The sequence below is a fragment of the Selenomonas sp. CM52 genome (assembly GCF_000292955.1).
Classification (GTDB): Bacteria; Bacillota; Negativicutes; order Selenomonadales; family Selenomonadaceae; genus Selenomonas.
Genome location: NZ_ALNM01000033.1, coordinates 1 through 24,083, shown reverse-complemented (window position 1 = coordinate 24,083; position 24,083 = coordinate 1). Strand labels below are relative to the sequence as shown.

Annotated in this window: 26 protein-coding genes and 1 pseudogene; 2 read left to right on the top strand and 25 right to left on the bottom strand. The window is 59.2% G+C overall.

Translation table 11 applies throughout. The features are described 5' to 3' along the window. Positions 1 to 73 precede the first annotated feature (73 nt). On the top strand, positions 74 to 532 hold the full coding sequence (locus HMPREF1153_RS08745) for a nitrous oxide-stimulated promoter family protein (protein WP_009646646.1): 459 nt from the start codon (positions 74 to 76) through the stop codon (positions 530 to 532). A 10-nt stretch (positions 533 to 542) separates the two neighbouring features. Here the strand turns inward: HMPREF1153_RS08745 and HMPREF1153_RS12395 are convergent, their stop codons facing one another. Continuing rightward, a complete protein-coding gene (locus HMPREF1153_RS12395) occupies positions 543 to 683 on the bottom strand; it encodes a YvrJ family protein (protein ID WP_006192773.1) in 141 nt (46 codons plus the stop codon). Between the two features lie 188 nt (positions 684 to 871). After that, complete coding sequence (locus HMPREF1153_RS08740) at positions 872 to 1,720, bottom strand: fumarylacetoacetate hydrolase family protein (RefSeq protein WP_037370415.1); 849 nt, start codon at positions 1,718 to 1,720, stop codon at positions 872 to 874. 773 nt (positions 1,721 to 2,493) lie between these two features. Between HMPREF1153_RS08740 and HMPREF1153_RS12945 the strand changes: the two genes are divergently transcribed. After that, positions 2,494 to 2,598 carry a nitrate reductase gene (locus tag HMPREF1153_RS12945; protein WP_198003340.1) on the top strand — a complete coding sequence of 35 codons (105 nt, stop codon included), beginning with the start codon at positions 2,494 to 2,496 and terminating at the stop codon, positions 2,596 to 2,598. A 150-nt stretch (positions 2,599 to 2,748) separates the two neighbouring features. On the opposite strand, the gene HMPREF1153_RS08730 is transcribed toward HMPREF1153_RS12945, so the two are convergent. The 23 genes and pseudogenes from HMPREF1153_RS08730 to HMPREF1153_RS08620 form a co-directional block, all read right to left on the bottom strand. Further along, on the bottom strand, positions 2,749 to 3,411 hold the full coding sequence (locus HMPREF1153_RS08730; protein WP_009646583.1) for a TatD family nuclease-associated radical SAM protein: 663 nt from the start codon (positions 3,409 to 3,411) through the stop codon (positions 2,749 to 2,751). A 93-nt stretch (positions 3,412 to 3,504) separates the two neighbouring features. Beyond that, positions 3,505 to 5,016 (bottom strand): Na+/H+ antiporter NhaC family protein, encoded by a 1,512-nt coding sequence (locus HMPREF1153_RS08725; RefSeq protein ID WP_009646568.1) that lies wholly within the window; start codon positions 5,014 to 5,016, stop codon positions 3,505 to 3,507. 735 nt (positions 5,017 to 5,751) lie between these two features. Further along, a complete protein-coding gene (locus HMPREF1153_RS08720) occupies positions 5,752 to 6,135 on the bottom strand; it encodes a hypothetical protein (protein ID WP_232208268.1) in 384 nt (127 codons plus the stop codon). Between the two features lie 158 nt (positions 6,136 to 6,293). After that, a complete protein-coding gene (locus HMPREF1153_RS08715; protein WP_009646623.1) occupies positions 6,294 to 7,151 on the bottom strand; it encodes a hypothetical protein in 858 nt (285 codons plus the stop codon). Then, the gene (locus tag HMPREF1153_RS08710; protein ID WP_006192748.1) at positions 7,141 to 7,527 is read right to left on the bottom strand and encodes a response regulator; all 387 of its coding nucleotides are present in this window, start codon (positions 7,525 to 7,527) and stop codon (positions 7,141 to 7,143) included. The genes HMPREF1153_RS08715 and HMPREF1153_RS08710 overlap by 11 nt, the downstream gene beginning before the upstream one ends. Positions 7,528 to 7,755: 228 nt before the next feature. Then, positions 7,756 to 8,898 carry a hypothetical protein gene (locus HMPREF1153_RS08705; protein WP_009646585.1) on the bottom strand — a complete coding sequence of 381 codons (1,143 nt, stop codon included), beginning with the start codon at positions 8,896 to 8,898 and terminating at the stop codon, positions 7,756 to 7,758. A 149-nt stretch (positions 8,899 to 9,047) separates the two neighbouring features. Continuing rightward, a complete protein-coding gene (locus tag HMPREF1153_RS08700) occupies positions 9,048 to 9,260 on the bottom strand; it encodes a DUF2922 domain-containing protein (protein WP_009646571.1) in 213 nt (70 codons plus the stop codon). Positions 9,261 to 9,329: 69 nt separating this feature from the next. Then, the gene (locus HMPREF1153_RS08695) at positions 9,330 to 9,554 is read right to left on the bottom strand and encodes a DUF1659 domain-containing protein (protein ID WP_009646611.1); all 225 of its coding nucleotides are present in this window, start codon (positions 9,552 to 9,554) and stop codon (positions 9,330 to 9,332) included. Between the two features lie 542 nt (positions 9,555 to 10,096). Beyond that, on the bottom strand, positions 10,097 to 11,479 hold the full coding sequence (locus HMPREF1153_RS08690; RefSeq protein WP_037370412.1) for an S-layer homology domain-containing protein: 1,383 nt from the start codon (positions 11,477 to 11,479) through the stop codon (positions 10,097 to 10,099). 163 nt (positions 11,480 to 11,642) lie between these two features. Beyond that, positions 11,643 to 12,836 (bottom strand): phosphopentomutase, encoded by a 1,194-nt coding sequence (locus HMPREF1153_RS08685; RefSeq protein WP_009646655.1) that lies wholly within the window; start codon positions 12,834 to 12,836, stop codon positions 11,643 to 11,645. After that, the gene (locus HMPREF1153_RS08680; protein WP_009646664.1) at positions 12,833 to 13,366 is read right to left on the bottom strand and encodes a GNAT family N-acetyltransferase; all 534 of its coding nucleotides are present in this window, start codon (positions 13,364 to 13,366) and stop codon (positions 12,833 to 12,835) included. Before HMPREF1153_RS08680 ends, HMPREF1153_RS08685 begins: the two co-directional genes overlap by 4 nt. Positions 13,367 to 13,387: 21 nt before the next feature. Next, positions 13,388 to 14,230, bottom strand: coding sequence for a transposase (locus HMPREF1153_RS08675; RefSeq protein WP_009646624.1), 843 nt, complete (start codon positions 14,228 to 14,230; stop codon positions 13,388 to 13,390). 69 nt (positions 14,231 to 14,299) lie between these two features. Continuing rightward, entirely contained in the window at positions 14,300 to 15,052 is a 753-nt protein-coding gene (locus HMPREF1153_RS08670) for a haloacid dehalogenase (RefSeq protein WP_009646667.1), read from the bottom strand. A 1-nt stretch (position 15,053) separates the two neighbouring features. Then, a complete protein-coding gene (locus HMPREF1153_RS08665; protein ID WP_232208259.1) occupies positions 15,054 to 16,127 on the bottom strand; it encodes a cysteine protease StiP family protein in 1,074 nt (357 codons plus the stop codon). Continuing rightward, positions 16,124 to 17,248: a phosphoribosyltransferase domain-containing protein gene (locus HMPREF1153_RS08660; protein WP_009646572.1), complete on the bottom strand. Its 1,125-nt coding sequence runs from the start codon at positions 17,246 to 17,248 to the stop codon at positions 16,124 to 16,126. The genes HMPREF1153_RS08665 and HMPREF1153_RS08660 overlap by 4 nt, the downstream gene beginning before the upstream one ends. A gap of 10 nt (positions 17,249 to 17,258) precedes the next feature. Beyond that, positions 17,259 to 18,275 (bottom strand): ATP-grasp domain-containing protein, encoded by a 1,017-nt coding sequence (locus tag HMPREF1153_RS08655; RefSeq protein ID WP_009646661.1) that lies wholly within the window; start codon positions 18,273 to 18,275, stop codon positions 17,259 to 17,261. Between the two features lie 12 nt (positions 18,276 to 18,287). Beyond that, on the bottom strand, positions 18,288 to 19,292 hold the full coding sequence (locus HMPREF1153_RS08650) for an HpcH/HpaI aldolase/citrate lyase family protein (protein ID WP_009646650.1): 1,005 nt from the start codon (positions 19,290 to 19,292) through the stop codon (positions 18,288 to 18,290). 49 nt (positions 19,293 to 19,341) lie between these two features. Then, on the bottom strand, positions 19,342 to 20,343 hold the full coding sequence (locus tag HMPREF1153_RS08645) for a TerD family protein (RefSeq protein WP_232208258.1): 1,002 nt from the start codon (positions 20,341 to 20,343) through the stop codon (positions 19,342 to 19,344). Positions 20,344 to 20,385: 42 nt separating this feature from the next. After that, complete coding sequence (locus tag HMPREF1153_RS08640) at positions 20,386 to 20,970, bottom strand: TerD family protein (RefSeq protein WP_009646610.1); 585 nt, start codon at positions 20,968 to 20,970, stop codon at positions 20,386 to 20,388. Position 20,971: 1 nt separating this feature from the next. Beyond that, positions 20,972 to 21,661: a TIGR00266 family protein gene (locus HMPREF1153_RS08635; protein ID WP_009646634.1), complete on the bottom strand. Its 690-nt coding sequence runs from the start codon at positions 21,659 to 21,661 to the stop codon at positions 20,972 to 20,974. A gap of 108 nt (positions 21,662 to 21,769) precedes the next feature. Continuing rightward, positions 21,770 to 22,348, bottom strand: coding sequence for a TerD family protein (locus HMPREF1153_RS08630; RefSeq protein WP_009646563.1), 579 nt, complete (start codon positions 22,346 to 22,348; stop codon positions 21,770 to 21,772). Positions 22,349 to 22,504: 156 nt separating this feature from the next. Continuing rightward, complete coding sequence (locus HMPREF1153_RS08625; protein ID WP_006192729.1) at positions 22,505 to 23,110, bottom strand: TerD family protein; 606 nt, start codon at positions 23,108 to 23,110, stop codon at positions 22,505 to 22,507. Positions 23,111 to 23,321: 211 nt separating this feature from the next. Next, positions 23,322 to 24,083 (bottom strand): annotated as a pseudogene (locus HMPREF1153_RS08620) (TerD family protein); the annotation flags it as partial.

Sequence of the window (24,083 nt, the reverse complement as noted above, 5' to 3'; positions counted from 1 at the left end):
TCCTGTTGCCGTTAAACTAAGAGGAAGCGCTTTTCTATTCATCTACTATACAAAATCGCGAGGGAGATCAGATATGAGCATTTTTTCCAGATTCCTGCCCAAGAAGAAGCAGCCGGAAATCAAGAACAATATTCCAAAGGAAAAGGCGAACATCAAGAAGACGTTCGGCGTCTACTGTCACAAGGAGCACGGCACGGAGGGCGACAAACTGTGCCCCAAGTGCACGGCGCTCCTTGCCACCGTGCTGATGAAGATGAACCGCTGTCCCTACGGCATCACGAAGCCGATCTGCGACCGCTGCGAAAGCCCATGCTTCTCGAAGAGTCAGAACATCGAATTCCGCAAGATCATGACGGCGAACCAGAAGAGCATGCTGCTGCGCCACCCGATCATGACGATCAAGCACAAGCTCGCGAGCATGGGCGTCGACTACGCGCTCAAAGAACGCGCGAAAAAGGAGCAGCAGAAGGTCGAGGCGAAGGAGAAGGCGGCAAAGCGCCGCGAGGAAGCGCGCGGCAAAAAAAAGAAGTGAGGATCTCCCCTCACTTCTTCGCGATGATGCCCGAAAGCTCCCGCACGCTGTCGTTCAATGCTCCGAGCTTCCCCTCGATGCGCACGAGCAAAAAAGCCGTAACCGCCATCGGGAAGCCGTAGCTGCCGAACGCCGCCAGAAGATCGTTCATCTCATCACCCCCTCGCACGCATACATGCGGCGAGGGGGCTTTTTCATATCACTGCAGATGCGCGAATCCGCATCATTTACAAGTGACTGCATTGTGCAAAGCTCACCGACATGCCCGCGTTCCCAAGCGAGCGCATGCCGCCTCTCGCCTCTCGCTTGGGAGGTCTCAAGGATAAAACGGCGCTCCTTCTAGGCGATTTGATTCCGAAGCTCGCCGATGCCCTCGATCTTCACGACGACCTCGTCGCCCGCCTTGAGCCAGCGCCGCTCCTTCTCGGGCAGACCGAAGATCACGCCGTGCGGTGTGCCCGTGAAGATGACATCGCCGGGAGCGAGCGTCATGCACTTCGAAATATAGCTGACGATGGCGGCGGGCGCGAAGATCATGTCCGCCGTCGTCCCGTCCTGGCGCATCTCGCCGTTAACGAACGTCTGAACGGCGAGATGCGAGACATCGATCTCAGCGGCGGGCACGATATAGGGGCCAAGCGGCGCGAAGCCGTCGGGCGTCTTGCCGAGCAGCCACTGCGAGGTGCGGCGCTGCAAGTCCCGCGCCGTGAAGTCGTTGCCCGCCGTATAGCCGAAGATGGCGGCGGCGGCCTCTTCCTCAGCTGCATCCTTGACCTTTTTCCCAATGATGATGACAAGCTCCGCCTCGTAGTCAAGCTCCTTCGCGCCCGTGGGCAGGCGCACCTCGCCGCCTGAAGCGTTGAGCGCATTGTTGAATTTGCTGAAGATCGCCGGATATTTGGGCGCCCCGAAGGGAACCTCCGCACGGTGGCTCGCGTAGTTCAGTCCGACGCAGAGAATCTTGCCCGGCGCCGTCACGGCGGGCGCAAAGCGCAGGCCGTGCGCCAAGGGCTTTGCGTGCTGCAGGACACTTTCGATCTGCGGCCGAATCTTCTCCCAATCGGCAAAGATTTCCTGCCAACCCCAGCTATAGCCGACGGCGCTGACATCGACGGTCTTCTCTCCGTCGCTCGCACCGATATGCACGGCGCCGTCCTCGGCATAGAAATTCAAGAGTTTCACGATCATTTCCCCTTTCCTGCTTCCTATATACGACAGACTTCTTCCCGTTCCTGCAAAAAATATTTTAGAAAATTCAAAACCGATATTGTATTTTGTCTCCTCGCATGATATAATGAAACCGTAAAGAGGAGAAAGGACGGGCAACGCCAGCGACGAGGACAAGCCTGCATGCAGGTCGGACTCCGCGGGCAGGGCAAGTGCCGGTCAGCCGAAACAGGCTCTTCTCAATATGGTTACACGAAAGGTGTGAGGTTTATTGAGGAATAAGCTTTTCCTTCTCCACCTGAGGGTTTCCGGCTAGGAAGTGCACACTTTGCATACGAATCCCGCAGCGGCGGACTGACGAACGGGCAGCGGCCCGGCAGCTCCGAGGGCATTGCGGAAAAAGGCACAACGTCGGAAACAGCGTGGAGAAGACCGTGGCAACTTTCACCTTGTCGATGCGTACGCGAGGGTCATTCAGTAGATTGCGCAGTCCCCAGATCGGAACCGAGATACCTGCCGAGCCCGGGATTTTGAACGATGACAAGTGATGCATCAAACTGTGATATTCCATCACAACCGTTCGATCGAACCGCTTCATACAGCATGGAGGCTTCATCGCGGAGCGCCATGCAAGACAATTGAATACGAAGGAAAAAGGGTATATGACGATCAAAAGATAAACCCGCCGAGAGCAGTCCCGTGAGACTCCTGCGGCGGGTTTATTGCTGCGGCGAAATATGCTATACTTGATGGGTTGCCGCCCCTAGACATGGCAATGGAAAGGGGGTGTATCGGTGACGTTTCTTACGTTCATTCTCTCCATCTTGGCTGGTGTGATTGCCAATCATATCAGCAAATGGCTCGATGCGAGAGACGACGGCGACGAGCCTGAGCGTTAGACCCTGCTCGCAATATGGGTACAGAAAAGCCCCCAAGGTAGCGCTTGGGGGATTTTCGTGTATCGGTTACGACGTTTCTTACGTTTGCCACCCATAGTATAGCATATTCGGTCGCTCGTATGCAAGTCATCGTTCGCCGCATAGCCGTCGTCAGTTTCCCTCATACGTGCGCACGCGCAAATCAAGCCCCCGCGCCTCACACAGTGCACGGCACTTTGCGATTTCTTCCGCGCCCTCGACCTTCTCGACGATCGTCAGGACGACGTGCCCCGCATAAGCCTTCATCTTCTCAGCGAAAGCGAGCATCGCTTCGAAGGATTCGATGCCGAACTCGCTCCTCGTCAGCGCCAGATAGCGCTCGGCGTTCGACGCGTTGAGGCTGATGGAAACGGTATCAAGGATGCCGCCCGCGAAGTCCGCCGCTGTGTCGCGGCCGTAAACGAGATCCGAGAGGCCGTTCGTATTGACGCGCGTCGGCAAGTCGGGATGCTGCTCCTTGACGAAGCGCAGCAGTTCGATGAGGTCGGCAAGGCGCATCGTCGGCTCACCGAAGCCACAGAAGACGACTTCCTTCACATGGTCCCAAGGCGCGGCGAGGAGAGCCGTCTTGACCTCTTCGACCGTCGGCTCTTTGCCGCCGAGCCACAGGCTCATGTCCTCGGGCATATCCTTCATCGTGCGCAGGCAGAAGGTACACGCGCACGGACATTCGTTCGTGATATTGACGTAAAGGCCGCGCTTCCCTTCGGGGCGGCGCTTGAGGCTTTCTTCGGGCAAGAGGTACTTGCCGTGATCGACCATGTAGACAAGCATAGATATTTTCCTTTCCAAAAATGTGGGTGAATTCCACTCCGTAAAGTAAACAGCTGCCGCAAACGTACGGCAGCTGTTTGCTTTGCAGCTTTCTCAGTCCGCGCTGCGGTCTTTGAGCGGCACGGGGACTTTCCAATAGACGACGGCCATGACGACGGCGAGGATCGCCAGCGCGACAGCAAGTCCCAGCCAGCCGTTCATCGTGAGGCCGTCGACGATGTAGCCGACGACGCAGACGCCAACGACGACGAGCACATAGGGAATCTGCGTCGATACATGGTCGATATGGTGGCACTGAGCGCCCGCAGACGCGAGGATCGTCGTATCCGAAATCGGTGACGCATGATCGCCTGCGACAGCGCCCGAGAGGATCGCCGCGACGCAAAGCGCGAGCACGGGGCTGTCCGTACCGACGATGGCGATGGCGATCGGAATCAAGATGCCGAACGTGCCCCACGACGTTCCCGTAGCAAAGGCAAGGCCTGCGCCGACGAGGAAGAAGATGACGGGCAGGAACGTGATGACGCCCGCATTGGCGCTGACAAGCTGGCCGACATAGCCGCCAAGGTCGAGGTACTTGTCGCTGCAGATGCCCGAGAGCGTCCACGCGAGGCACAGGATGAAGAGCGCGGGCGACATCGCCTTGAAGCCAAGGATGAAGCTCGTGCAGAAATCATTGAAGGAAACGACGCGGCGCGGCAGGTAGAGGAGTCCCGTAAAGACGAAGGCGATGAAGGAGCCGAGCACGAGCGACTTCGACGAATCGCAGTTCGCGAAAGCCTCGGCGACGCTCAGCCCGTCGTGGATGCCGCCCGTGTAGAGCATGCCGTAGATGCACGCGGCGATGAGCACTGCCAGAGGGAGCAGGAGGTCGTAGATCTTGCCCCTGCCCTCGATCTTCTCCTCCTTGACATCGGCGTACTCGGGCGGAACGTAGAACTCTCGCTCATTCTTGCGGATCGAGGCGCCCATCTCGGAAAAATCTTTCTCCGACCACACGAGGAAGCACATGAAAATGAGCGTCAGCCATGCGTAGAGATTGATCGGAATCGTCTGCAGGAAGAGGCCGAACCCGTCGATGCTGCTGCCTTCAGGCAGCGACGAGCCGACGGCTGCCGCCCAGCTTGATATGGGCGCGAGGATGCACACGGGCGCTGCCGTCGCATCGATGATGTAGGCGAGCTTCGTGCGCGCGATCTTGAACTTGTCCGTCACGGGGCGCATGACCGTGCCGACCGTCAGGCAGTTGAAGTAGTCGTCGATGAAGATGACGATGCCGAGGAGCGCCGTGATCGCGAGCGCACTGCGCCTGCCCTGAATCGTGCGCACCGCCCAGTCGCCATAAGCCTTCGTCGCGCCCGAGCGCGTGATGGCGGCGACGAGGATGCCGAGGATGACAAGAAAGACGAGGATATTGACATTCGCCCCGACCTTCGCCTCCATGACTGCGAACATCGTGAGAATTGCTTCGAGGAGATTAAAATTCGCATAGAGCATAGCTCCTGAGAAAATGCCGATGATCAGCGACATATAGACTTCCTTCGTCGCGAGCGCCAGCACGATGGTGATGACGGGCGGAAGAACAGCCCATGCCGTTTCTGCCATAAAATCCCTTCCCTTCCATTGGCAATTATGTCCTTCATTATAATACAGATTATTTTCCGTGGCAATCAAAAAAGGCAGTGGTCGCCCACCGCCCCATTTTCCTGCATGCAGTCACGGGGCGAATAACCGCCTCGCCCCGACAGAGCTTTCTCTGATTCCAACTGCACTCGATCCGTCGCGCCGCAAGGCGGCTGCAGCAGCCCGCGCACGATGCACGAACAACCTCCTCGCGAAAGGCGACACGGATTCATACGGCAATGTCCGCGGGAGTGTGCATTTGCTCCGCATCCCCCTTGCAACAGTTCGACATCACCGAGATGAAGGTAGGAAATCTGCCCGAGAGCGTCAAAATACACCGCTCTTCAAAGACCCCTATGAGGACTGACCTCTGGGCATGACGACGAAAAAGCCACTGCCGCCTACAGCCGAAATTTCCCATGTTCGCGAAAAGAGTCTTTACAGTGGTGGAACTTCCCGATCTCAACCGCCAACCCTTCCGCAACGCTCGTCGGGACGAGCATGGATTTCGGGTGCTCAATGGGTTCTATTTCCTAGCTTTATAAGGATAACATATCTAAAAAGACTTTGCAACCCCTTTTTAATAAAAATGAACAAATACCGATTATTTCTTGTGCTGTTTAATTGAAAATTTTCACCCGTCCTGACCAGAATGCATTCGGAAGAAGTGCATTTCATTCGGCGCAGAAAAAAAAGCGGGCGCTTTTGGCGCACCGCTCATTTTTCAAGACCGCGCTGCCATGCGTAGAGATAGTCAACGATGGCTGCAATCGGCGATCCCGGCACATACGGCGCTGCAGGCAGGGGCGTCTTCACGCTCTGGGACACCTCGCGCGTATCGTACGTCATCGTCGCAGAGCGAAGAATCTGGTAGGTGCGCGCGGCAAAGTCGAAGTGCATGCGATAGGAAAAGAGGCGGTTCTCCTTCGCCTTGATGATGGCGACATCCGCCGTATATTCATGATTGCTGTCGATGGAAATCGTCGTGACGTCCACGAAATATCCCGTATCGCCGCGGGCATCCACAAAACGCCGCCCCTCGTCCTCGGCAAAGCACACGGAGCTCGCGAGGAGAAGGAGCAACGCTGTCATGCTCAACATCAAGGTAAATTCTCGCATCGAATCGTCTCTTTCCTAAATCCAAGAATAAAAATACTTCCTTATTATAGGGAATAGACAGAGGTTCGTCAAGGGCTGGTCAGAATCATTCCTGTCCCTTTCAATGAGAGGTGAAATTCCAGCAAAGCCACACCCGCGCCTCAGAGGAACTCGTCCGTCGCCAGAAGAAGCGCGAAGGCGCCCACGGGGCTTTCGAGATGCAGCCGCAGGAACTTGCTCGGGCTTGCCTTCGCATTCAAGGCGTGCGCCGTCCGCGGGATCTCCAGATCAAGCTCCAAATCGCGCTCGCCGAGGCGCACGGCGAAGAAGCCGTCCAAGACGTTCAGGAACTCCGCGAGACTATCCACCGCGAGATCGTCAAGCTCCGAAAAATCCTCGTGACTGTAGCGGCGAGCGAGCGCCAGAAACACCGCATCGGGCGCTTCAAGTCCCGCGACGAGCGAGACGCCGCCCGTGATGGCCTGCGAGACGAGGCGGCACGGCACGCTCTCGGGAAAAGACTCCGCCTGCGGCACGACGACGCAGGCGATCTTCATAAAGCGCTTGAAGGCGAGCATAGCGACGCCAACGTACTCCGTGTAGAGCGGCAGCTCCTCAGCGAGCCTGCCGTCCGCCGCACGCTGGATCGCCTCGGACAAAGGATGCTCGCCCGCACGCTTGAAGTCGCCCAAGAGCCTCTCCAGCTCCTTGTAGTCGAGCCTTCCGGCGTCCAACAAAGCCTGCGCGAAACGACAGCCCTCGCCTGCGATCGCCTCGCCGAGGTTGTAAAGCTGCGATGCCGTGAGGACGCCCTCCCTCTCTGCAGACGCGCGAAACTCCGCGCCCGAAAGTGCACCGAGCGAAGCCAGGTCGGCCGCCGTCGCCACGCCGTGGAAGAGCGCCTGCACAGGCACGTCGACCTTCGCCGTGAGCATCCTTTCGAGGAAGATGCGAACCTCAGCCGCATCTAAGACACCGCGATTCAGGAGAAATTGTGGGAAAAGCAGATCATTGCTCATCCAGCCCTGCTTTCTTTCGAATGCGCGTGATGGCATTCTTGATCTGCTCGGGCGTATAGGGCTTCTGGATGAAGTCCAGCGCCCCGAGTTTCAGCGTCTCCATAAGCTTCTCGGGCGTGCCCGCCGACGACAGCATGACGACGGGAATCGTGTCGTCGATTTCCTTGATGACGCGCAGCACCTCGACGCCGTTGACCTCGGGCATGACGATGTCCAAGATCACGCCGTCGGGACGGTCGCCAAGGCTCTCGGCGATCGCCTCCTTGCCGTTCTCCGTCTCTATGACCTCACAATCGAGCGCCTCAAGCTCCTCGCGCAGCTGCTTGCGCAGAAGCTTGGAATCATCGGAAATGAGGATCTTGCACTTTCTTGCCAATCAAAACGCCTCCCATCAGTCCGCCCGCCGCACCCGAAAGGGCAGGAAGGCGCTTCCCATGAAACCACTTTTCTATCATTATAGCATATTTTTCTCTTATATGAGAATATTCTACGGCAAAGTTTGCAAGAAGTTTCTCTTCGTCATTGAAACAATCTCGCAAAGAAAAAGGCGCTGCCCGCTGTTACAGCAGGCATCACCTTGCAAGCGCAGATGTACGCCCTTCACTCAACCCATGCCGTTCTCGGCAAAAATAGCGGCAAGTTCCGGATTTTCATGCAAATACTTCTCTGAAATGCATTGCCAGTCGTAGCCTGTGACACTCGGAATCAGGCTTTTTTTCTCTTCCGCGCTCTCTCGCTCCGAAAGTTTGCCGTCTTCGCCCTCGCCTGCGTCACCGTCGGCACGGTGCAGTTTGCGCAGGCTCTCCTTATACACGGTCATGCCATCCTCAAGGCCGCTCTTCCTCTCGGCGATCAGCTGCGAAAGATCTGAGGGACGTTCCCGCTCCTCCTCTTTCTCTCCCGCACGATCTCCAAGCATGGCTTCAAGCAGTTCTTCCGTACACTTCGCCTTGCGGCTCATTTCCTGAAAGAATGCGTATATCGCCGTCTTATCGTTGAAATAATCGTCTGCCTTATCCTTGACCTTCATTGCATCGCCCATATGGATGCCAAGGTAGGCGCAATATCGCCGGACGAGATCGCTGTGTCCATCTTTTTCAAAAAGCTCGATGTTCTTGCCGCTCATCGTCGTGCTGACGAGAGAACGGATCTCGCTTACCAGGGGATTTTCGCCTTTAGGGTCAAGTGCGTCCAAGCGCTCAAGAACGCTGCTCAGATATGGATCACCTGCCAAGCTGTGCCCCAAGGCCTTCTGATGATGACCATAGGCGTTGAGCTGACGAACGAGATACATCTGGATGTCGGCGCCGACGGCGAGGGGATTTTCAGCCGCGCCACGCAAGACGGCGCCGATGCCGCTCTCGACTCCTCTCATGGTTTCTGCCAGCGAAGCCTGTTCATACTCGGTCGCCCAGTCAAGATCCTCCGCTCGAAGCGGCTTCAGAGGGGCAGTGCCGGACATGTCCATCTGCTCTACACTCTGCTTCGCCACAGCATCCTGCATAGCAGTCTCGCTGCCGCTTTGCGTCGCTGTTCCATGCAAGACGGCAAGCCCCCTGCCCTCCTTGCTGACCGATACATGATAAGCCGGCGATCCGGCGGATTTGCCTAGCTCTCCCGCATATTCCTTTTGCTTCTGCATCGCGGCAATCGTTGACTCATGCCCTTTATTTCCAACAAGCCGCTCACTCTGCAGCAAGCCTTTCTTCATCCCGATGGCTCCATCGCCGTTTCCTTGGATCTTCATGCAGCTTCCCTCCTTGGAATTAAAATTCAAGTCGAAACCCTTCGTTTCTTATATCGAATCATCGTTCTTTTTCTTAAATGCGCGTATTAGTCAGACACAAACGCAAAAAAGGACGCAGAGCCGTGTCGCTCCGCGTCCTTTCGCCCTCCTCAGGCAAGCTCCTGATCCTCACTCGAACGGATGTAGACCGCCTTGATCGCTTTGGGGCTGACGCCCTTGACGACGAGCGCGTTCTTCGCGATCATGTCCGTCATGACCGCTTCGGCCTCCGCCTTCGTCAGTCCCGCCTTGGGATCGGCGAGGCTCACGGTCGCCGTCTGCGTATCCGAAAGCTTGAATACCATCTTCAGTGCCTTTGCCATTTCCTTCACCTCCTCCCTGCAAGCGATGGTTTCGGAGCGACCGCAAGGCCGCCCGCGAAACCTCCGCCTTTACTCTTCCGTCAGCGCGGCTGCGTCCTGGCGCATGACGTCCTTCAGCGTGTGCGACTGCAGGCCGCCGAGGCTCTTGCCGATGGCGAGGAAGTCCTCGTCGCCGAGCGCCGGATTCACGTTCTGCACCATGCGCTGGCCGTAGGTCGGCAGGCCCTTTTTGTCCGTGCCCGTCTGAACCTTGAGAATCAGCTTCGTCGCCGCTCCCGTCTTCTTGACTGCCATGTCTCTCACCCCCTTTCGCCCCTATACATGCGAGGAGGAGGCGCGATATATCATGCATCTTTATTCTGCTATTCACTACTAAAAAAGAATTTTAATCTCGATACAGAACCATATCGTAAACATACGGCTTGCATACCAACAGATGATTATGATATACTGACCTTGGCAAACGAGGTAATCGTCATAACCGATACACGAAAAGCCCCCAAGGTGTCAGCTTGGGGGCTTTTCTGTTCCCATGATGCAGGCAGGGCTTAACGCCTAGGCTCGTTGCCGTTGTCTCTCTCATCGAACCATTTGCTGATATAGTTGGCAACTACACCAGCCAAGACGGAGAGGATAAACGAGGTAACCGTCACCGATACACCCCCTTTCCATTGCCAGGTCTAGGGCGGCAACGCATAGAGTATAGCATATTTCAATACATCGCGCTACAACTTCACACGAACAGAGAAGAACGCCTCTGCTCAATAGAAAACGAGGGCAGCCGCACAGAAATCCCGTGCGGCTGCCCTCGTTTTCTATTCTGTTTTCCTCACCCGTCAGAAGTGATAGTCGAGCTGAGTGCGCAGGAGCGAGCGGTTGTACTCCGCGCTCGTGCCGTAGTCGCGCTTCTGCTTGGAGAAGAGCGTCTCCCATTCGACGTTTTTCCACGGCACATACTTGAAGCCGACGATCCAGCCCTTCGTGCCGTTCCACGTCGAGCCCCATTCGTCGTCGCCCGCGAGCCAGCCGTTCGCGCCGTAGCGCACATAGCGTGCGTATACGCCGAAGCTGCCGACGTCGTCGAGCTTCGTGCCCTTGTAGTTGAGACGCAGCGCGACGCTCTTGTTCTGCTCGTCGGCATCGGTCTGGACGTAGTCGCCGATGAGACGCACGTTCTTCGCGACGTTCGTCGCCGCGCTGACGACGTAGCCATAGCTCCTCATGTTCGTCCTGTCGTTGTCCCTGTAGACAGGGAAGACGCGGTGCGTCACCGGATCCGCCTCGTAATGGTCGATAAGGCCCGAGGTGTATCTCTCGTTTTTGCCGAGGCTGCTCCTCGCATAGGCGACGTTGATGTCGAAGTTGTGTCCGACCGCACCCCAAAGGCCGACGCCGTAAAGGCTCTCCTTGTTGCCCGCGCCCGTCGACGCCATCCAGAAACCGCTCGCCGTGAGATTCGTTCCCTTGAGGGGAATGCCGAACTGGAAACCGTCCGACTCATTGCCGAAGAGCACGTTCTGAAAGCCGAGACCGCGCCACGCGCGTCCGAGGTTCAGCCACCTGCCGTCCTGCTGCGCTTCGACCCAGATACGCTGGAAGTTGCCGTCGTGCCCCGACCATGTCTGCTGGACGTTCTCGTTCATGGCGTTCTCGCCGCGCAGGTGGCCGTTGTTGTAATGGCGGTTTGTCTCGCTCTGCGCCTTGACCGTCCAGATGTCGTTGACCTTCATGTCGAGGCGCAGATCCATGTAGAAACGGTTCGCGCCGCGGTCGAGCGTATCGGCGTCGGTGTTCTTGTCGTAGTCATACTGCGTGCGCACGAAGCCGTGCACCTTGAAGCGTTCGATTGCCTCACGGTTCTTGCGGATGTCCTCCGTGTTCTGCTCGACTTGGGCGCGCAGCGTGGCAAGCTCCGAGCCGTACTCCTTTTCCAGCTTTTCGAGCACCGATCTCGCGCCGATGTCGAGGTTCGACGCCTGCATGGCGCGTGCGGTGATCGCCGCCATCTCGTAGCGGCTCATCGTGCGGTTGCCCTGGAACGTGCCGTCTGCATAGCCCTCGATGACGCCGTTCTTCGCGAGGTAGTCGAGCGCTTCGTAGCTCCAATGATCTTTGGGCACATCGCTGAAGCTGTCCGCGCCGTCGGCGGCGAACGCAGTCGCGCTCAGCGCGGCGAACGCCAAGGCGAGGAGCGCCGTCCTCTTCTTGTAAAATCTCATCCCTGTCCCTTCCTTTCCGTATGATGCATCCTCCTCTTTCATCATACGAAAAAAACGCCTCGAATACAACGATTTCGAGGCGTTCAGGCTCTATGTACGCAAGTCGTAAAGGGATACATGCGATGAAACTTGTTGCAGGGACGTGAGCCTTCGCGTGCGGCTTTCAGCCTGCGGCAATCTCATGCCAGAAGCTCCGCCCTCGCGTCACAAGCTCCACGCCGAAGATCTCGGCGATGGTCGCGCCGACGTCGGCGAATGCGGGGCGCGTGCCGAGATCGCAGCCCGCGCGTACCGCCGCGCCATAGGCTAGGAGAGGCACGTATTCGCGCGTGTGGTCGGTGCCGGGCGCACCGGGATCGCAGCCGTGGTCAGCCGTGATCATGAGCACGTCCGTCTCCTTCATCGCCGTGAGGAAGCCACCGAGCCATGCGTCGAACTCCATGACGGCGCGTGCATATCCTGCCGTATCGCGGCGATGGCCGAAGACCATATCGAAGTCGACGAGATTGACGAAGGCGAGACCCGTGAAGTCCTCGCCGAGGAGCGATCTCGTCTTTTTCATGCCGTCGGCATTGTCCTCGTTCGTGCCAAGGCTCTTTGTGAGCCCTTTCCCTGCAAAGATGTCGGAGATCTTGCCGACGCCGATGGAGGCGAATCCCGCATCCTTCAAGGCGTCGAGCACGGTCGCCGGCGGCTCAAGCGAGAAGTCGTGCCGGCCGGCCGTGCGCTCGTAGTTCGGATACTCGCCGATGAAGGGACGCGCGATGACCCTGCCGACGCCGTGCTTGCCGCACATGATGGCACGCGCCTTGCGGCACGCTTCATAAAGCTCCTCGCGCGGCACGACGCCCTCGTGCGCCGCGAGCTGCAGCACGCTGTCCGCCGACGTGTAGACGATGATCGCGCCCGTCTCGATGTGCTCGCGCCCGTAGTCATGAATGACCTGCGTGCCCGAATACGGCTTGTTGCAGATGAGCTTCCTGCCAATGCTCGCCTCAAGCGCGGCGATGATCTCAGGCGGGAAGCCTTCGGGATAGGTCGGCATCGGATGCTCGCCGACGATGCCCGCCAGCTCCCAATGCCCCGTCGTCGTGTCCTTGCCGCGCGAGCTTTCCTGCAGGCGTACAAACGAACCGCGCGGCGCAGTCACGCGAAGCGCGGCTGCCTCCGCCGCGTCCTTGATGCCGTCGACGGAGAAGAGTCCGAGCGAGGCGAGGTGCGGCGCAAAAAATCCTTCCGAACGCACGAGGCTCAGCAGCGTATTGCACGCACCGTCGCCGAAGTCGGCGGCATCGGGCGCCGCGCCGACGCCGAGGCTGTCGAGCACGATGAGGAACACGCGCTTGATCTTTTTCAAAGCTCTTCGCCCCTTTCCTTGCGTGCGAAGTACTCGCGGTCGAGGATGCCGAGGATCACGAGATTTTCGTAAACGCCGTCCGTCAGGATCGTCTCGCGGATCAGTCCCTCGCGCACGAGGCCTTCCGACTCGTAGACATGCAGCGCACGCGCGTTGTAGTCCTTGCAGTCGAGCCAAGCGCGATGGAACTTAAGGTCGTCGAACGCCCATGACTTCAGGAGCTTGAGCGTTTCATGCCCGTAGCCCTCGCCCTTCTCGTCGAGAATGATGCGCGTCCACTCGATCTCCTTCGACGGATTATTGAGCCCCGCGATCATCAGGAATCCGACCGGCTCCAAGGTGTCTATGCGCTCGATGACGAGATGAATCGCGCCCTCAGTGTTGAGCGTCTGTCTATGCACCTCGCGCTCCCACGGAATGACGAATTTGCCGTTCTCGGGGCGAAATTCCACTTCGAGGATGTAGTCGAGATCCTTCTCCTCCGCCTGGCGAAATTGCAGGCGCGGCCCCTTTTTCACAATGCCCTGCATACGATGCTCCTTTCTATCGTGTCAAAGCAGACTGTGCATGCGGCCAAGCTCCTGAATGCGCTCCACCGACATTTTCGACACCCGCGCTATCGTTTCCAGCGGCAGCTTCTCTTTCAGCATACCGAGAATGAAGGCTGATGTCTCTTCCTCACGAACCTCCTCACGAACAGCTTCTTCAAAATCCTTTTGGTTCCACTCGAAATTGACCATGTCGATGACCTCGCTTTCGTGTAACTCCAGAAAGTTTTTCATGATGTCGTTCTCACGGCAATAGCGCACGGCAGTTCGGATGGTGATCGCCCGTTCCACCCCTTGAGCGATATTTTTCTTGACACAGGCAACGAAAAAACTGTAATCATGCAATGCCTGGCTTTTTTGCAGCAGCTTCTTCCCGCTATCATAGGCAATATTATGACAGAGAACCGTCAGCTCCAAAAAACCTTTTCCATTTTCTATCATATACGCATCAGAAAGATTCAGTAAATGACTTTCCCGCACATCGTTTTCATCCAAGTAAAACACATGAAACTCTGGCGCTGGAAGCTTGATCTTCACACTTTGATAGAGCTTTTTCGCTTCCACCAACGTGCGGAATTGTTCACAGATATAATATAAGCAACGAAGTGCCATGTTTGGATTCCAAGTGCTTTGATGCTCCAAAAGAATCAAATAGCAGCCCTCGATCAAAAAGGATATATCGTTTTTCAACTGCGAAAGGAACGTGCCTTCGAGGGTCATAATCTGAATCTTTTCATCCGCTGCATATGTTCTTCCATGAAGCGCCCCTGCGACATCTCTCAAACGGTCGGCATCATTCATATATGCGCGGAACACCGTGTCTTGATATTGGCGGCCTTGTGCCATGGACTTGCTCCCTTCGCCTGTTATTTCTATTATACCATATGCAGGCTGCTTCGTTCAGCCAAGTTTCTTTCAGCCAAGCTCGTGCAAAAGCTCTTCGAGCAGCCATTCGGCGAATACGCCGCAGCCTTCGTGCCGTCGGATGTGCGCGGCGTCTTCCATCGCGAGTGTCTTGGCGGCGAAGGCGCAGTCGGCTGCGGCGAGGAGCGGCGCGTCAATCGCCGTGTCGCCGGCGGCGTAGACCTTACGCGGCGAGAAGCGGCGGCAGAGCTCACGGAGCGCCGCGCCCTTCGTGAGCTTGGGCGGGAAGAAGTAGATCTTCCTGCCCGACGGCTCGACGCGAAGACTCGTCCGCTTTTGGCACTTTTCCGCCTGTACCTGCGCGTCCACGCCGTCGGCGCAGTAGACGAAGAGGTACGCGTCGTCGACGATGCGGCAGCGGATGAACGCGCGATCGCCCAGATAGAGCGCGTGACAGCGTGCGATCTCCTCTCGCGCATGGGCTATCAAAGCGTCATGCGCCTCGCGCCACGCGGCATCGACCTCGCCGCCGTGCAGGAGCACTGCGCCGTTCGTCGTCACGGCGTATTCGGGCGCTGTGCCTTCGGGCCACTCGATGCGCCGATACTGCTCGACGGAGCGCGTCGTGACGGGAATCAGCCGCACTTTTTGCGAGACTTCGCGTAGACGTTCGACGGCGAGCGGCGTCATGAAGCCGTGCGCCTCGCCCTTGATATGCTCGACGCAAATATCGCCCTCGCGCTTGTGACTGCGCGAGTAGAGCAGCGTGTTGTCGAGGTCGGAAGCGAATACGATGTCTTTCATTTCAGTTGTCGGCGAGCGAGCGTATGAGTCCGCATGCGAGATAATTCTCCAGCGGGTACTCCACGACCTCGACGCCTTTCTCCTTTGCCAGTTGATAGAGATGACCGAGCCGCGCTTCGTCCGTGCGGCTCTTGACGAGAAGTTTCCACGGCAGGCGGCGCAGGAGCACGCGCGTCGCCTCACCGATGCCGGGCTTCACGAGATTGATGTCGCGAATGCCAAAATCGCCCGCGATGCGCTCGACCTCGGCGAGCCCCGACCGATGCGCCGCGCCCTCCTCGCGCACCAGCGGCGCTTCCTCGGGGAAGCGCCTTTCCACCGTCTCGATGAAGTCATACGTCAGATCCTTATCGCGCAATCCTTCGTAAAAGGCCGCGCCGTGAAAGTCCGCCTCGCCGATCAAATCATCACGCAGCACCGTGCGGCTCAGAAGCCCCGACACCGTCGAATTCAGGCACGAATTCGCGATGAGGAAGTCCTCGTGCGTGCCGCACTTCTCCGCCACATAGGCGGGATCGGACAGAACGGCAAGCCCCGCGCTCACGCCGCGAAACTCTGCCGCGTCGTTTGCCAGCTCGCGCGCGATCGCGCCCTTGCCCGTCCAGCCGTCGACAAACTGCAGAGCCTCGGGCGCGTGACGCGCGAGGATGTACGCCATGGCGTTCTTGTCGATGCCCCTGCCGCGAATGATGGAAATCGTGTAGTGTGCGACGTCCGCGCCAAAGCGCCTCTTGATATAGCGCTTGAGCAGAATGCCGATGGGCGTACCCGCGCGGGCGAGCGAGACGAGTGCGGCGGATGCACCCTTCTCCTCATAAATTTTCTCGGCGAGACTCGCCGCCGCATGAGCTGTGATCTCCGCGTAGCGCGAGAGCGCATCGAAGTACGCCTTCAAGTACTTTTCCGACGGCTCGTATTCCAAGGGCAGCATCTCCGAATAATGCCTGCCCGACTGAATGAGCTTTTCCCTCTCTGCCGTCGGCAGAGGGTCGATCTTTCCCGTGATGTCTTTCAAAAGGATCGTCACGTCGTCCTTCTTGTATGTACTGAACATCGCCCGCTCCTTCCTCGTCATTCGTCGCGGCTCATCAGATAGACGATGTCCGTGCAGCCGCTCTCGCGCAGGGCGCGGGCGATACTCTCGACCGCCGCGTGCGCCTCATGCGCCGTGTCCGAAACGATGACAGCATGGTGATAGGGCCGCAAATTGTAGATATACGTCGCGCGCTCATCACCGTAGAAGCTCTTGACCTGCCAGCCCGCTTCGATGGGATAGCCCGCCTCGTCCGAGATGCCGATGGGGCTTCGCGTCGTCGCATGGAAGAAGACGTTCTCCCAGCCCTTTCTCTCCAAGACCCTGCCGACCATAAGACCCGGCAGCATACATTCCTCCGTGCCGAGCACGAGAATCGACTCGTGCTTCGCCCAGGCGATGCGCTCGGCGAGGACGAGTCCCGCGCCCTGCCAGAGGATCGTATAGTCGCCGATCGCGACGCCCGTGCGCGGCGTCGCGTGCTCGCCGAGCGCAAGCGTGCGGTAGGGATAATGTCGCGACGGCACGCGGCAGTCCGCCGCCCCGCGCGTTTGAAACGCCGCCGCACGCACCTCGTAGTCTTCGGGCGCAAGCTCTACGAGCGCAACGCACTCGACGCCGCACGCCAAGAGCCGCTCGCGATCGGACGCCGTCAAGCGGTTCAGGACAGACGCCGCGACGAGCCTCTTCTCCCCGAGCGCGGGCAGCTTTTCCTTCATCTGCTCGATGATATTGCATAGCGTCCTGCCCGTCGAGATCTCGTCGTCGACGAAGACGACCGTATCCGTCTCAGCGAGCTGCGCTTCGAGCGCATCGACGGCGAGTCGCTGCTCGGGCGCATGGCTGTGCTCCTCCAAAAACTCGATCGTGCGCACGCCGGACGGCAATTCCTCGCGCGTCGTCTGCACGTAGAGGCACGCATCCGCGAGCGACTTCGCGACGACGGCGCCGATGGCGGTCGCCGTCTCAGCGAAGCCGATGACGAGCCTTGCCGCCGGCGCGGCTGCCTTGACCTTCTCGCCGAGCGCTTCCATGAGGTCGAGCGCTTCGTGCGGCGCGACGGGCATGTGCTTGCCCTGCAGCGGGTTGACGAGCAGATAGCCGCGCTTTTCATTCCTGTGTCGCCTCGCCACGCGCAGCACTGCGTCTGCCGTGTACTTCATCGCGCTCACCTCACGCCTTGAGCCGCTTCGGCGTCTCAAGATTTGCCACGCGATAAATCTTTTGGCGATCGGGGTACTGCCACGTCTTTTCCTCGCCGAGAAGCTGATGGACGGCGATATCGGGCACGTTGATGCCCGTAGCGAGGCACGAGAGCTGCAGGCCGCCCGACATGCGCGGATTGATTTCCAACAGGCAGTACTTCTCCCCGTCGCCCTTGAATTGGATGTTGATCGGCACATCGATCTGCAGGAGGTTCATCATCGTGCGGCATTTCTCGACGATCTCCTCATCGAAACGGACTTCCGAATAGCGGTGGTTCGTCTTGAAGCGCGGGATGATGATCTCCTCGCCGGGCGTTCGCAGGCAATCGACGCTGATCTCCTGCCCTTCGAGGTACGGCATGAGCATGAAGGGGACGGAAAAGTCGTAGCCCCGGACGACCGTGCGCGCCATGTCCCACGTGAGCTTCATGCCGGGCTTGCGGCGCACGTCGCCCGAGCGCAGAAGCGTATCGTCGATGACGCGGAAGGTCTCAGCTCCCTCGTCCTTCGTGAGCTTGTAGCAGACGCGCCGGCAGTGCGGTCGCAGCGTCTCGTAGGCGGCGCAGAACTCCTCGTACGTGCCGGCGATGAGATGCGCGGGCACAAGGGAGGCGTCACGCGCCTCGAAGAAGGCGTACGTCGCCGCCTTGTCGTCGAGGAGCCGCATGATCTTGTAATCGCTGCCGACGGCGAGCTTCGTGCCCGCCGCGAGAAATTCCTCACGATAGCGCGAGAGCAGCGTCAGGGCGCGGCGCGGGAAGAAGACGTCGATATGATGCGCCTTGCAGAATTCCAGGCAATACTCCACATACTCTTCGGAGACGGGAAGCGCAGGCTCCGTATACCACTCGTCGGAAACGAGACGATAGAGCGCATTGGGATTGGCGCTTGAGCCGACGAATGTGAACTTCCCGGGCGATCCCGCCCGCATCAGCTCGATCAGATGGTAGGCCGTGCTGAACCATTGGTTGAACCATATACGCATAAAGACTTCCCCTTACCTTTTGCTCTCGGCGGCGGCTGCCGCCCCATCATCCTTGACGCCATAGATTTCCGCGAGCGTCAGCACGCGCTTTGCCCACTTGGCATGCGTCTTGACCTCGTTCATGCGCGTGCCGTCCCAGCTCTTCTTCACGCCTGCCTTCTCGTCCTGCCAACCGCAGATCATCTTCGCATCCTCGTAGTCGGCGCGCTCCGCCTTCAGGCTCTCGAAGACGAAAGGAAGCTGCGCGGGGTGAATGACCGTCTTGCCGATGAAGCCGTTCAAGCGGTCGAGTTCCAGCTCCCTCTTGAGTCCCGCCGCCCACGCGCCCGCAAGATCGTCGCCGAAGTAGTTCCAGACGGGGCCGGAGACGATGTAGTCACGCGCGAAGATGTTCAGAATGTCGATGAGGATGTCGCGCACGACGCCGACCTCGTAGATCGTGTGCGCAATCGAGCGGCGCACGCCGTAGAGATTGCTGAAATCGTTGCCGCCGACGCGGATGTTCAGCACGTATTCCCTGTGTGCGTCGAAGATCGCCTTGAGCTCACCGAGGACGGCGGCGCGGCTCTTGATGTCGGCGATGGAAGGACTTTCGAGGACGGGCATGAGGTAGCGCTTCTTCGCCGCACCGTCATTGACCGATCGCATCAGCTCCATGTAGGCTTCTACATTGCCGAGATTCACCTTGGGCAGGACGTAGCCTGTCAGAATGTCGCCCGCCGCGCCCACGAAGTCGAGAAAGTGCTCCATGTGATCGGCGGTGCGCACGCGCACGAAGAGCAGCGGCGTCTCGCGCCCCTCCTCTTTGCAGACCTCCTTGAGCTCCGCGAGATTCGTGCGCAAGGCTCGCTCGGCATCGGCGACCGCCATGTCGCCGATCGCGTCCTCCAGACAGAAGCAGATGGCCGTCAGATGCTCATTTTTCTGCCGACGAATCTTCTTCACGATGTTCTCTTGGTAGGCGGGCATGTAGAGAAGCCCGCCCACCTTGTACTGCAAGATTTCCCTATCTTCCATTCATGGTAAACCTCCATATTCAGGAATCACGGCTAATCCGTGCCCCTCTCTATTCCACGCTGAGTCCGTAGTCCTCGCAGAGTCTCGCGAGTCCCGCCTCGTAGCCTGCGCCGACGAGCTTGAGCTTCCATGCGCCGCGATGGCGGTAAATCTCCGCCGCGTTCACCGTCTTCTCGCGCCGCAGGCCGTCGAGATAAAAGCTGTACTTCGGCACGCCGTCCTCCGCGAGCGTCAGGCGCGGCGCACGCACATGCGAGAAATCCTTGCCCGTGCCATCATCGTAGACTGAGAAGCACAGGACGAGACGCTCGACGGCCGCGCCGACCTTGGCGACGTCGACACTCGCATTGGCGACGTCGACACTCGCACCGACATTGCCCACCGTATTCACTTCGATGCTGCCATCGTCCGCGCGCGCGTTGCCGAAGAAGATCAAATCCTCGTCGCCATGAACGCGCCCGCCCGCATAGAGGCGGAACACGTAGGCGTCGACCTCGACGCCCGGCTCGCGCCCCTCGTCCTCGTAGCGGAAGGCGAGCTTCTCGCTTCCTGCGAGCCGCAGCCGCTCGCCGCGCACGAGCTGAGGAAGCGGCGGTTCGGGGCTTCTCGCGCGTCTTTCCGGCGCACCCGCACGCGCCTCGCCCGCGATGAATATGCGCCGCTCCTCGCTCGCCGAGCGCATGGTGAGAGCGCCGTAGACGACCGAGCCGGCGCGCATCGCGGGAAGCGTCAGAAGGAAGCCGCCCGCCCCCGCCGGCAAGACCTCGGGAGAAACGCGTGCATCCGCGATCTCCGCCGTCACGCGCACCTCTGCCTCAGGCGATGCGGCGACGGCGAAGCTGTTCTCGCACTCGGGCGCAAACGCGCCGAGGTCGATGAACTTCGGCAGCGCCGCCAAGGAGCCGTTCGCCGTGCTCATTGCACTTTCTCCCCTCGCCTGTTCCCTTTCCATCGCATCCGCCTCCTGCGTCGGATTTCGGCAGACTCCCGCACGCGGCTCGGAACTCCACTTCAGAGCCGCGCCCGGAAATTGCCGAAAAGAACACCCCAAAAACGGGAGGCGCAAGGCCTCCCGTTTTTTTCCAGTGCTTTGTCAGACATTCACGCCGTACGCGCGGCAAAGGGCTTCCAAGCCGCCCTGATAGCCCGCGCCGACCGCGTTGAACTTCCATTCGCCGTTGTGCCGATAGATCTCGCAGACGACGAGCGCCGTCTCGACGGAGAACTCCTCCATGAGATCGAAGCGCAGAACCTCCGTGCCCTGCATATCCTGCGCGTTCGCCATGCGCGCGACGCGCACGTAGGCGTTCGACACCTGTCCGAAGTTCTGCTTGCGCACCTGCGCCTCGTAAATCGTCACGGTGATGGCGATCTTGTCGACGTCGGGCGGCACTTTCGTAAAGTCGATCGTCAGAACCTCGTCGTCACCCTCGCCCTCGCCCGTGAGGTTGTCGCCCGTATGATGCACCGAGCCGTCCTGACTGTCGAGGTTGCCGTAGAAGATGAAGTCCTCGTCCTTTCGCACCTTGCCGTTCGCGCCCAAGAGGAACGCCGAGGCGTCGAGGTCGAAGTCCGCGCCGCCATCGTACTGGTTGACGTCCCAGCCGAGGCCGACGAGCGCCATCGTCATGCCCTTGTCAAGACTCACGCGCTGTCCTTTGGAAAGATTCACCGCCATGTCATTTTCCTCCCTTTCTCACGATCTCCTGAATCCACGTCTCGAAACCCGCCGGATTCCTCGTCTGGATGAGCACGGGGCCGGGCCCGCGGAAGCGGCACACGAGGCATTCGCCCGACATGACGCTCGAAATCCAGCCGTTCGACGCCTTTTCGATCTTGTAGTTCATGTAATCGGGCCATGCGACGAGGTGGCCATTGTCCACGATGACCTCCTCGCCCGCTTCGAGGTTCAGCACGTGAATGACGCCGTAGCTGCTCAAGAAGGCAATGCCCTTGCCCGTGAGCTTCAAGAGGAAGAAGCCCTCCTGCGAGAAGAATCCCTGCATGAGTCCCTGCATCTTCGAGTCGATGTTGACCGTCTCCTCCGCCGCGAGGAAGCCGCCCTTCTGCACGATCATGCCGTAGGAGCCGTCCAAGGCAACGTCCATGATGCCGCCGGGCAGCGGATGCCCGAAGAGCACCTTGCCCGCACCGCGCGAGGCGACGAGACGCTGCAGGAAGAAGCTCTCGCCCGTGAAGACGCGGCGCATGATGCCGCCGAGCACGCCGCCCTCCATCTTGCCCTCGACGTCGACCGTCGCATCCATCGCGATCATCGCATCGGATTCCGCCTTGATCGCCTCGCCGTGACGCAGCGAGCACTCGACCACGGGAAAAGCTTCAGGATATAAGATCTTGTATTCCATCATCGCACCCCTTTCGATGGAAGAAGCTGTGCACGAGTCCGAGAGACTTATGCACAGCCCCCTTCTCTCGCCTTCCCCGAGGGGAAAGGCTTGCCCAACAAAAGAATGTGCTTATACGTTGACGCCGTAAGCCTTGCCGAGTGCACCGAGGCCGCCGCTGTAGCCCGCACCGATGGCGTTGAATTTCCACTCCGCACCCTGGCGGTAGAGCCTGCCGACGACGACCGCCGTCTCGATGGAGAAGTCCTCGCCGAGGTCGAAGCGAATGAGTTCCTCGCCCGTCGCCTCGTTGACGACGCGGATGAAGGCGTTCGACACCTGGCCGAAGTTCTGCTTGCGCTCCTCGGCCTCATAGATCGTGACCGTGAAATCGATCTTGTCGATGGAAGCCGGCACCTTCGAGAGATCGACCTTGATCTGCTCATCGTCGCCCTCGCCCTCGCCCGTGAGGTTGTCGCCCGTATGCTCGACGGCACCCGATGCGTGCTTGAGGTTGCCATAGAAAACGAAATCCGCATCGCTCGTGACCTTCTCGTTCGGCCCGAGAAGGAACGCCGAGGCGTCGAGGTCGAAGTCAGAGCCGCCGTCGTACTTGTTCGTGTCCCAGCCGAGGCCGATCAGGAGCTTCGAGAGACCCGGATTGCCCTTCGTCAGATCAACTTTCTGTCCCTTTTTCAAACTGATTGCCATGAAGATTCCTCCTTATGCGTACATGCGGAAGCCGCCTGCAGCCGCACGGCCAAAAAGCGCGGCAGAACGGGCGATTTTCCTGTCCAGGCACATATCGTGCCGCTTCATGGGAACAAACGAACCGTTCCCTATATCAAGCCGCAAGGGCATGATGTCTTACTGATAGCGCCGCGCCAGCTCGTTCAGTCCCTTGTCCTTCGTGCCCTGCCCGATGGCATTGAACTTCCACTCGCCGTTATAGCGGTAGATCTCGCCGAAGATCATCGCCGTCATGCCCGCGTAGCTCTCCGAGAGGTTATAGCGGCAGAACTCCTCGCCCGTTCGCTCGTCGCATATACGGATGAAGGCGTTCGCGATCATGCCGAAGTCCTGCTTTCTCGACTCGCAGTCGTAGATGTTGACGACGAAGACGAGCTTGTCATAGTCTGCGGGCACAGCGGTAAGATCGACGAGGATCTGCTCGTCGTCGCCCTCGCCCTCTCCCGTGAGGTTATCGCCCGTATGGACGATCGCACCAGACGGATGCTTGAGGTTGCCGAAGTAGACGACGTCCTTCTTCCCCGAGAGGCGGCCGCCCTTGCAGACGATCACGCTCGCATCGCAGTCGATGTCGGGTGCAGAGCCGCCGAATATCGAGCCGAAAAGCCCGCCTTTCTTCTGCTCGACGGGATCCCAGCCGAGTCCGATGCGGATGCGCGAGAGCGCCTGACCGTCCGACTTCTTCAAGTTTACCTTCTGTCCTTTTTGCAGATTCACGCCCATATGCCTGCCTCCTTGATTTCTCCTTGCGATAAGAATATCTCATGCGGAGCAGCCGCTCTGCGAGCGCCGCTCCATGAAAACAGTTTCCCTTATTTAAAAGAATTCGCCCTGCCGCCGCCTTTTCCCTTCATGGCTTTGATGAAAATTTCTTTCATACGCCCAGCGCCTTCCGTCGAAGCAAAGCGGCTGCCCGCAGCAAAATCCTGCACGCTCAGTCCTTGCTGCCCGGCTCCCAGCGCAGACCCCAGTGATAAGCCTTGTCCATGCTCTTATGTCCGCTGAAGAAATGCACGAGCTTCTCGACGCTGAAAGTGTCGTTGATATTTTCGAGCATGGCGATCGCGCACATCGCCTTCGACGAGCCGTACTCGTCCATGCGCACGATGATGTCGGGGCTGCCCGGGCACTTGACGGTCACGACGCCGTCCGCCTGCTGCCAGTTGGCGACGCCCTCGTAGATGAACGTGTAGACGAGGATGCGCTTGATCTTCGATGCCATCTTGCCGTTGACGCGAAGCGTCTCGCCGGCCGCGTTGCTGCCCGTGCGGTCGTCGCCGTCGAGCGCGATCCAGGGGCGGCGCGAAAGGCTGCCGAAGTCATTGCCGAGCGCCTGCACGCAGCCGATCTCGCCGTCTTGAAGCTCGTAGAGGCAGCCGAGATCGAGGTCGATGCCGCCCGCTCCTCCCCCGCCGCCGAAAATGGAGGCGAGAAGCCCCTGCTTCTTCGTCTGCGGCTGCTGATGCCAGTTGAGGTTGATGGCGATCTCGCCGAGTCCGCCGCCGCCCTTGACGAGGCTGACCTTCTGTCCCTTCTTTAGCTCGACCTTCTTCGGCGCAGTCGGCGGCTGCACGGGCGGCACAGCAGTCGGTACAGGCGGCACAGGCGGTGCGCCGCCGGGTCTGCCAAGGTTCAGCGGTGCGTGCGGCGCAGGGGCGGACGCAGCGCCAGACCTGCCGAGATTCAGCGGCGGACG

What these genes read in the sequence shown, in the direction of transcription:
- HMPREF1153_RS08700 (WP_009646571.1), bottom strand. Translation starts at nt 9,260, where the DNA reads ATGGCAAAGGCACTGAAGATGGTATTCAAGCTTTCGGATACGCAGACG.
- HMPREF1153_RS08640 (WP_009646610.1), bottom strand. Translation starts at nt 20,970, where the DNA reads ATGGCGGTGAATCTTTCCAAAGGACAGCGCGTGAGTCTTGACAAGGGC.
- HMPREF1153_RS08660 (WP_009646572.1), bottom strand. Translation starts at nt 17,248, where the DNA reads ATGAAGTACACGGCAGACGCAGTGCTGCGCGTGGCGAGGCGACACAGG.
- HMPREF1153_RS08745 (WP_009646646.1), top strand. Translation starts at nt 74, where the DNA reads ATGAGCATTTTTTCCAGATTCCTGCCCAAGAAGAAGCAGCCGGAAATC.
- HMPREF1153_RS08675 (WP_009646624.1), bottom strand. Translation starts at nt 14,230, where the DNA reads ATGGCACAAGGCCGCCAATATCAAGACACGGTGTTCCGCGCATATATG.
- HMPREF1153_RS12395 (WP_006192773.1), bottom strand. Translation starts at nt 683, where the DNA reads ATGAACGATCTTCTGGCGGCGTTCGGCAGCTACGGCTTCCCGATGGCG.
- HMPREF1153_RS08690 (WP_037370412.1), bottom strand. Translation starts at nt 11,479, where the DNA reads ATGAGATTTTACAAGAAGAGGACGGCGCTCCTCGCCTTGGCGTTCGCC.
- HMPREF1153_RS08715 (WP_009646623.1), bottom strand. Translation starts at nt 7,151, where the DNA reads ATGAGCAATGATCTGCTTTTCCCACAATTTCTCCTGAATCGCGGTGTC.
- HMPREF1153_RS08670 (WP_009646667.1), bottom strand. Translation starts at nt 15,052, where the DNA reads ATGAAAGACATCGTATTCGCTTCCGACCTCGACAACACGCTGCTCTAC.
- HMPREF1153_RS08695 (WP_009646611.1), bottom strand. Translation starts at nt 9,554, where the DNA reads ATGGCAGTCAAGAAGACGGGAGCGGCGACGAAGCTGATTCTCAAGGTT.
- HMPREF1153_RS08635 (WP_009646634.1), bottom strand. Translation starts at nt 21,661, where the DNA reads ATGATGGAATACAAGATCTTATATCCTGAAGCTTTTCCCGTGGTCGAG.
- HMPREF1153_RS08720 (WP_232208268.1), bottom strand. Translation starts at nt 6,135, where the DNA reads ATGTTGAGCATGACAGCGTTGCTCCTTCTCCTCGCGAGCTCCGTGTGC.
- HMPREF1153_RS08725 (WP_009646568.1), bottom strand. Translation starts at nt 5,016, where the DNA reads ATGGCAGAAACGGCATGGGCTGTTCTTCCGCCCGTCATCACCATCGTG.
- HMPREF1153_RS08680 (WP_009646664.1), bottom strand. Translation starts at nt 13,366, where the DNA reads ATGCAGGGCATTGTGAAAAAGGGGCCGCGCCTGCAATTTCGCCAGGCG.
- HMPREF1153_RS08650 (WP_009646650.1), bottom strand. Translation starts at nt 19,292, where the DNA reads ATGGAAGATAGGGAAATCTTGCAGTACAAGGTGGGCGGGCTTCTCTAC.
- HMPREF1153_RS08625 (WP_006192729.1), bottom strand. Translation starts at nt 23,110, where the DNA reads ATGGGCGTGAATCTGCAAAAAGGACAGAAGGTAAACTTGAAGAAGTCG.
- HMPREF1153_RS08655 (WP_009646661.1), bottom strand. Translation starts at nt 18,275, where the DNA reads ATGCGTATATGGTTCAACCAATGGTTCAGCACGGCCTACCATCTGATC.
- HMPREF1153_RS08665 (WP_232208259.1), bottom strand. Translation starts at nt 16,127, where the DNA reads ATGACGAGGAAGGAGCGGGCGATGTTCAGTACATACAAGAAGGACGAC.
- HMPREF1153_RS08630 (WP_009646563.1), bottom strand. Translation starts at nt 22,348, where the DNA reads ATGGCAATCAGTTTGAAAAAGGGACAGAAAGTTGATCTGACGAAGGGC.
- HMPREF1153_RS08705 (WP_009646585.1), bottom strand. Translation starts at nt 8,898, where the DNA reads ATGAAGATCCAAGGAAACGGCGATGGAGCCATCGGGATGAAGAAAGGC.
- HMPREF1153_RS08740 (WP_037370415.1), bottom strand. Translation starts at nt 1,720, where the DNA reads ATGATCGTGAAACTCTTGAATTTCTATGCCGAGGACGGCGCCGTGCAT.
- HMPREF1153_RS08730 (WP_009646583.1), bottom strand. Translation starts at nt 3,411, where the DNA reads ATGCTTGTCTACATGGTCGATCACGGCAAGTACCTCTTGCCCGAAGAA.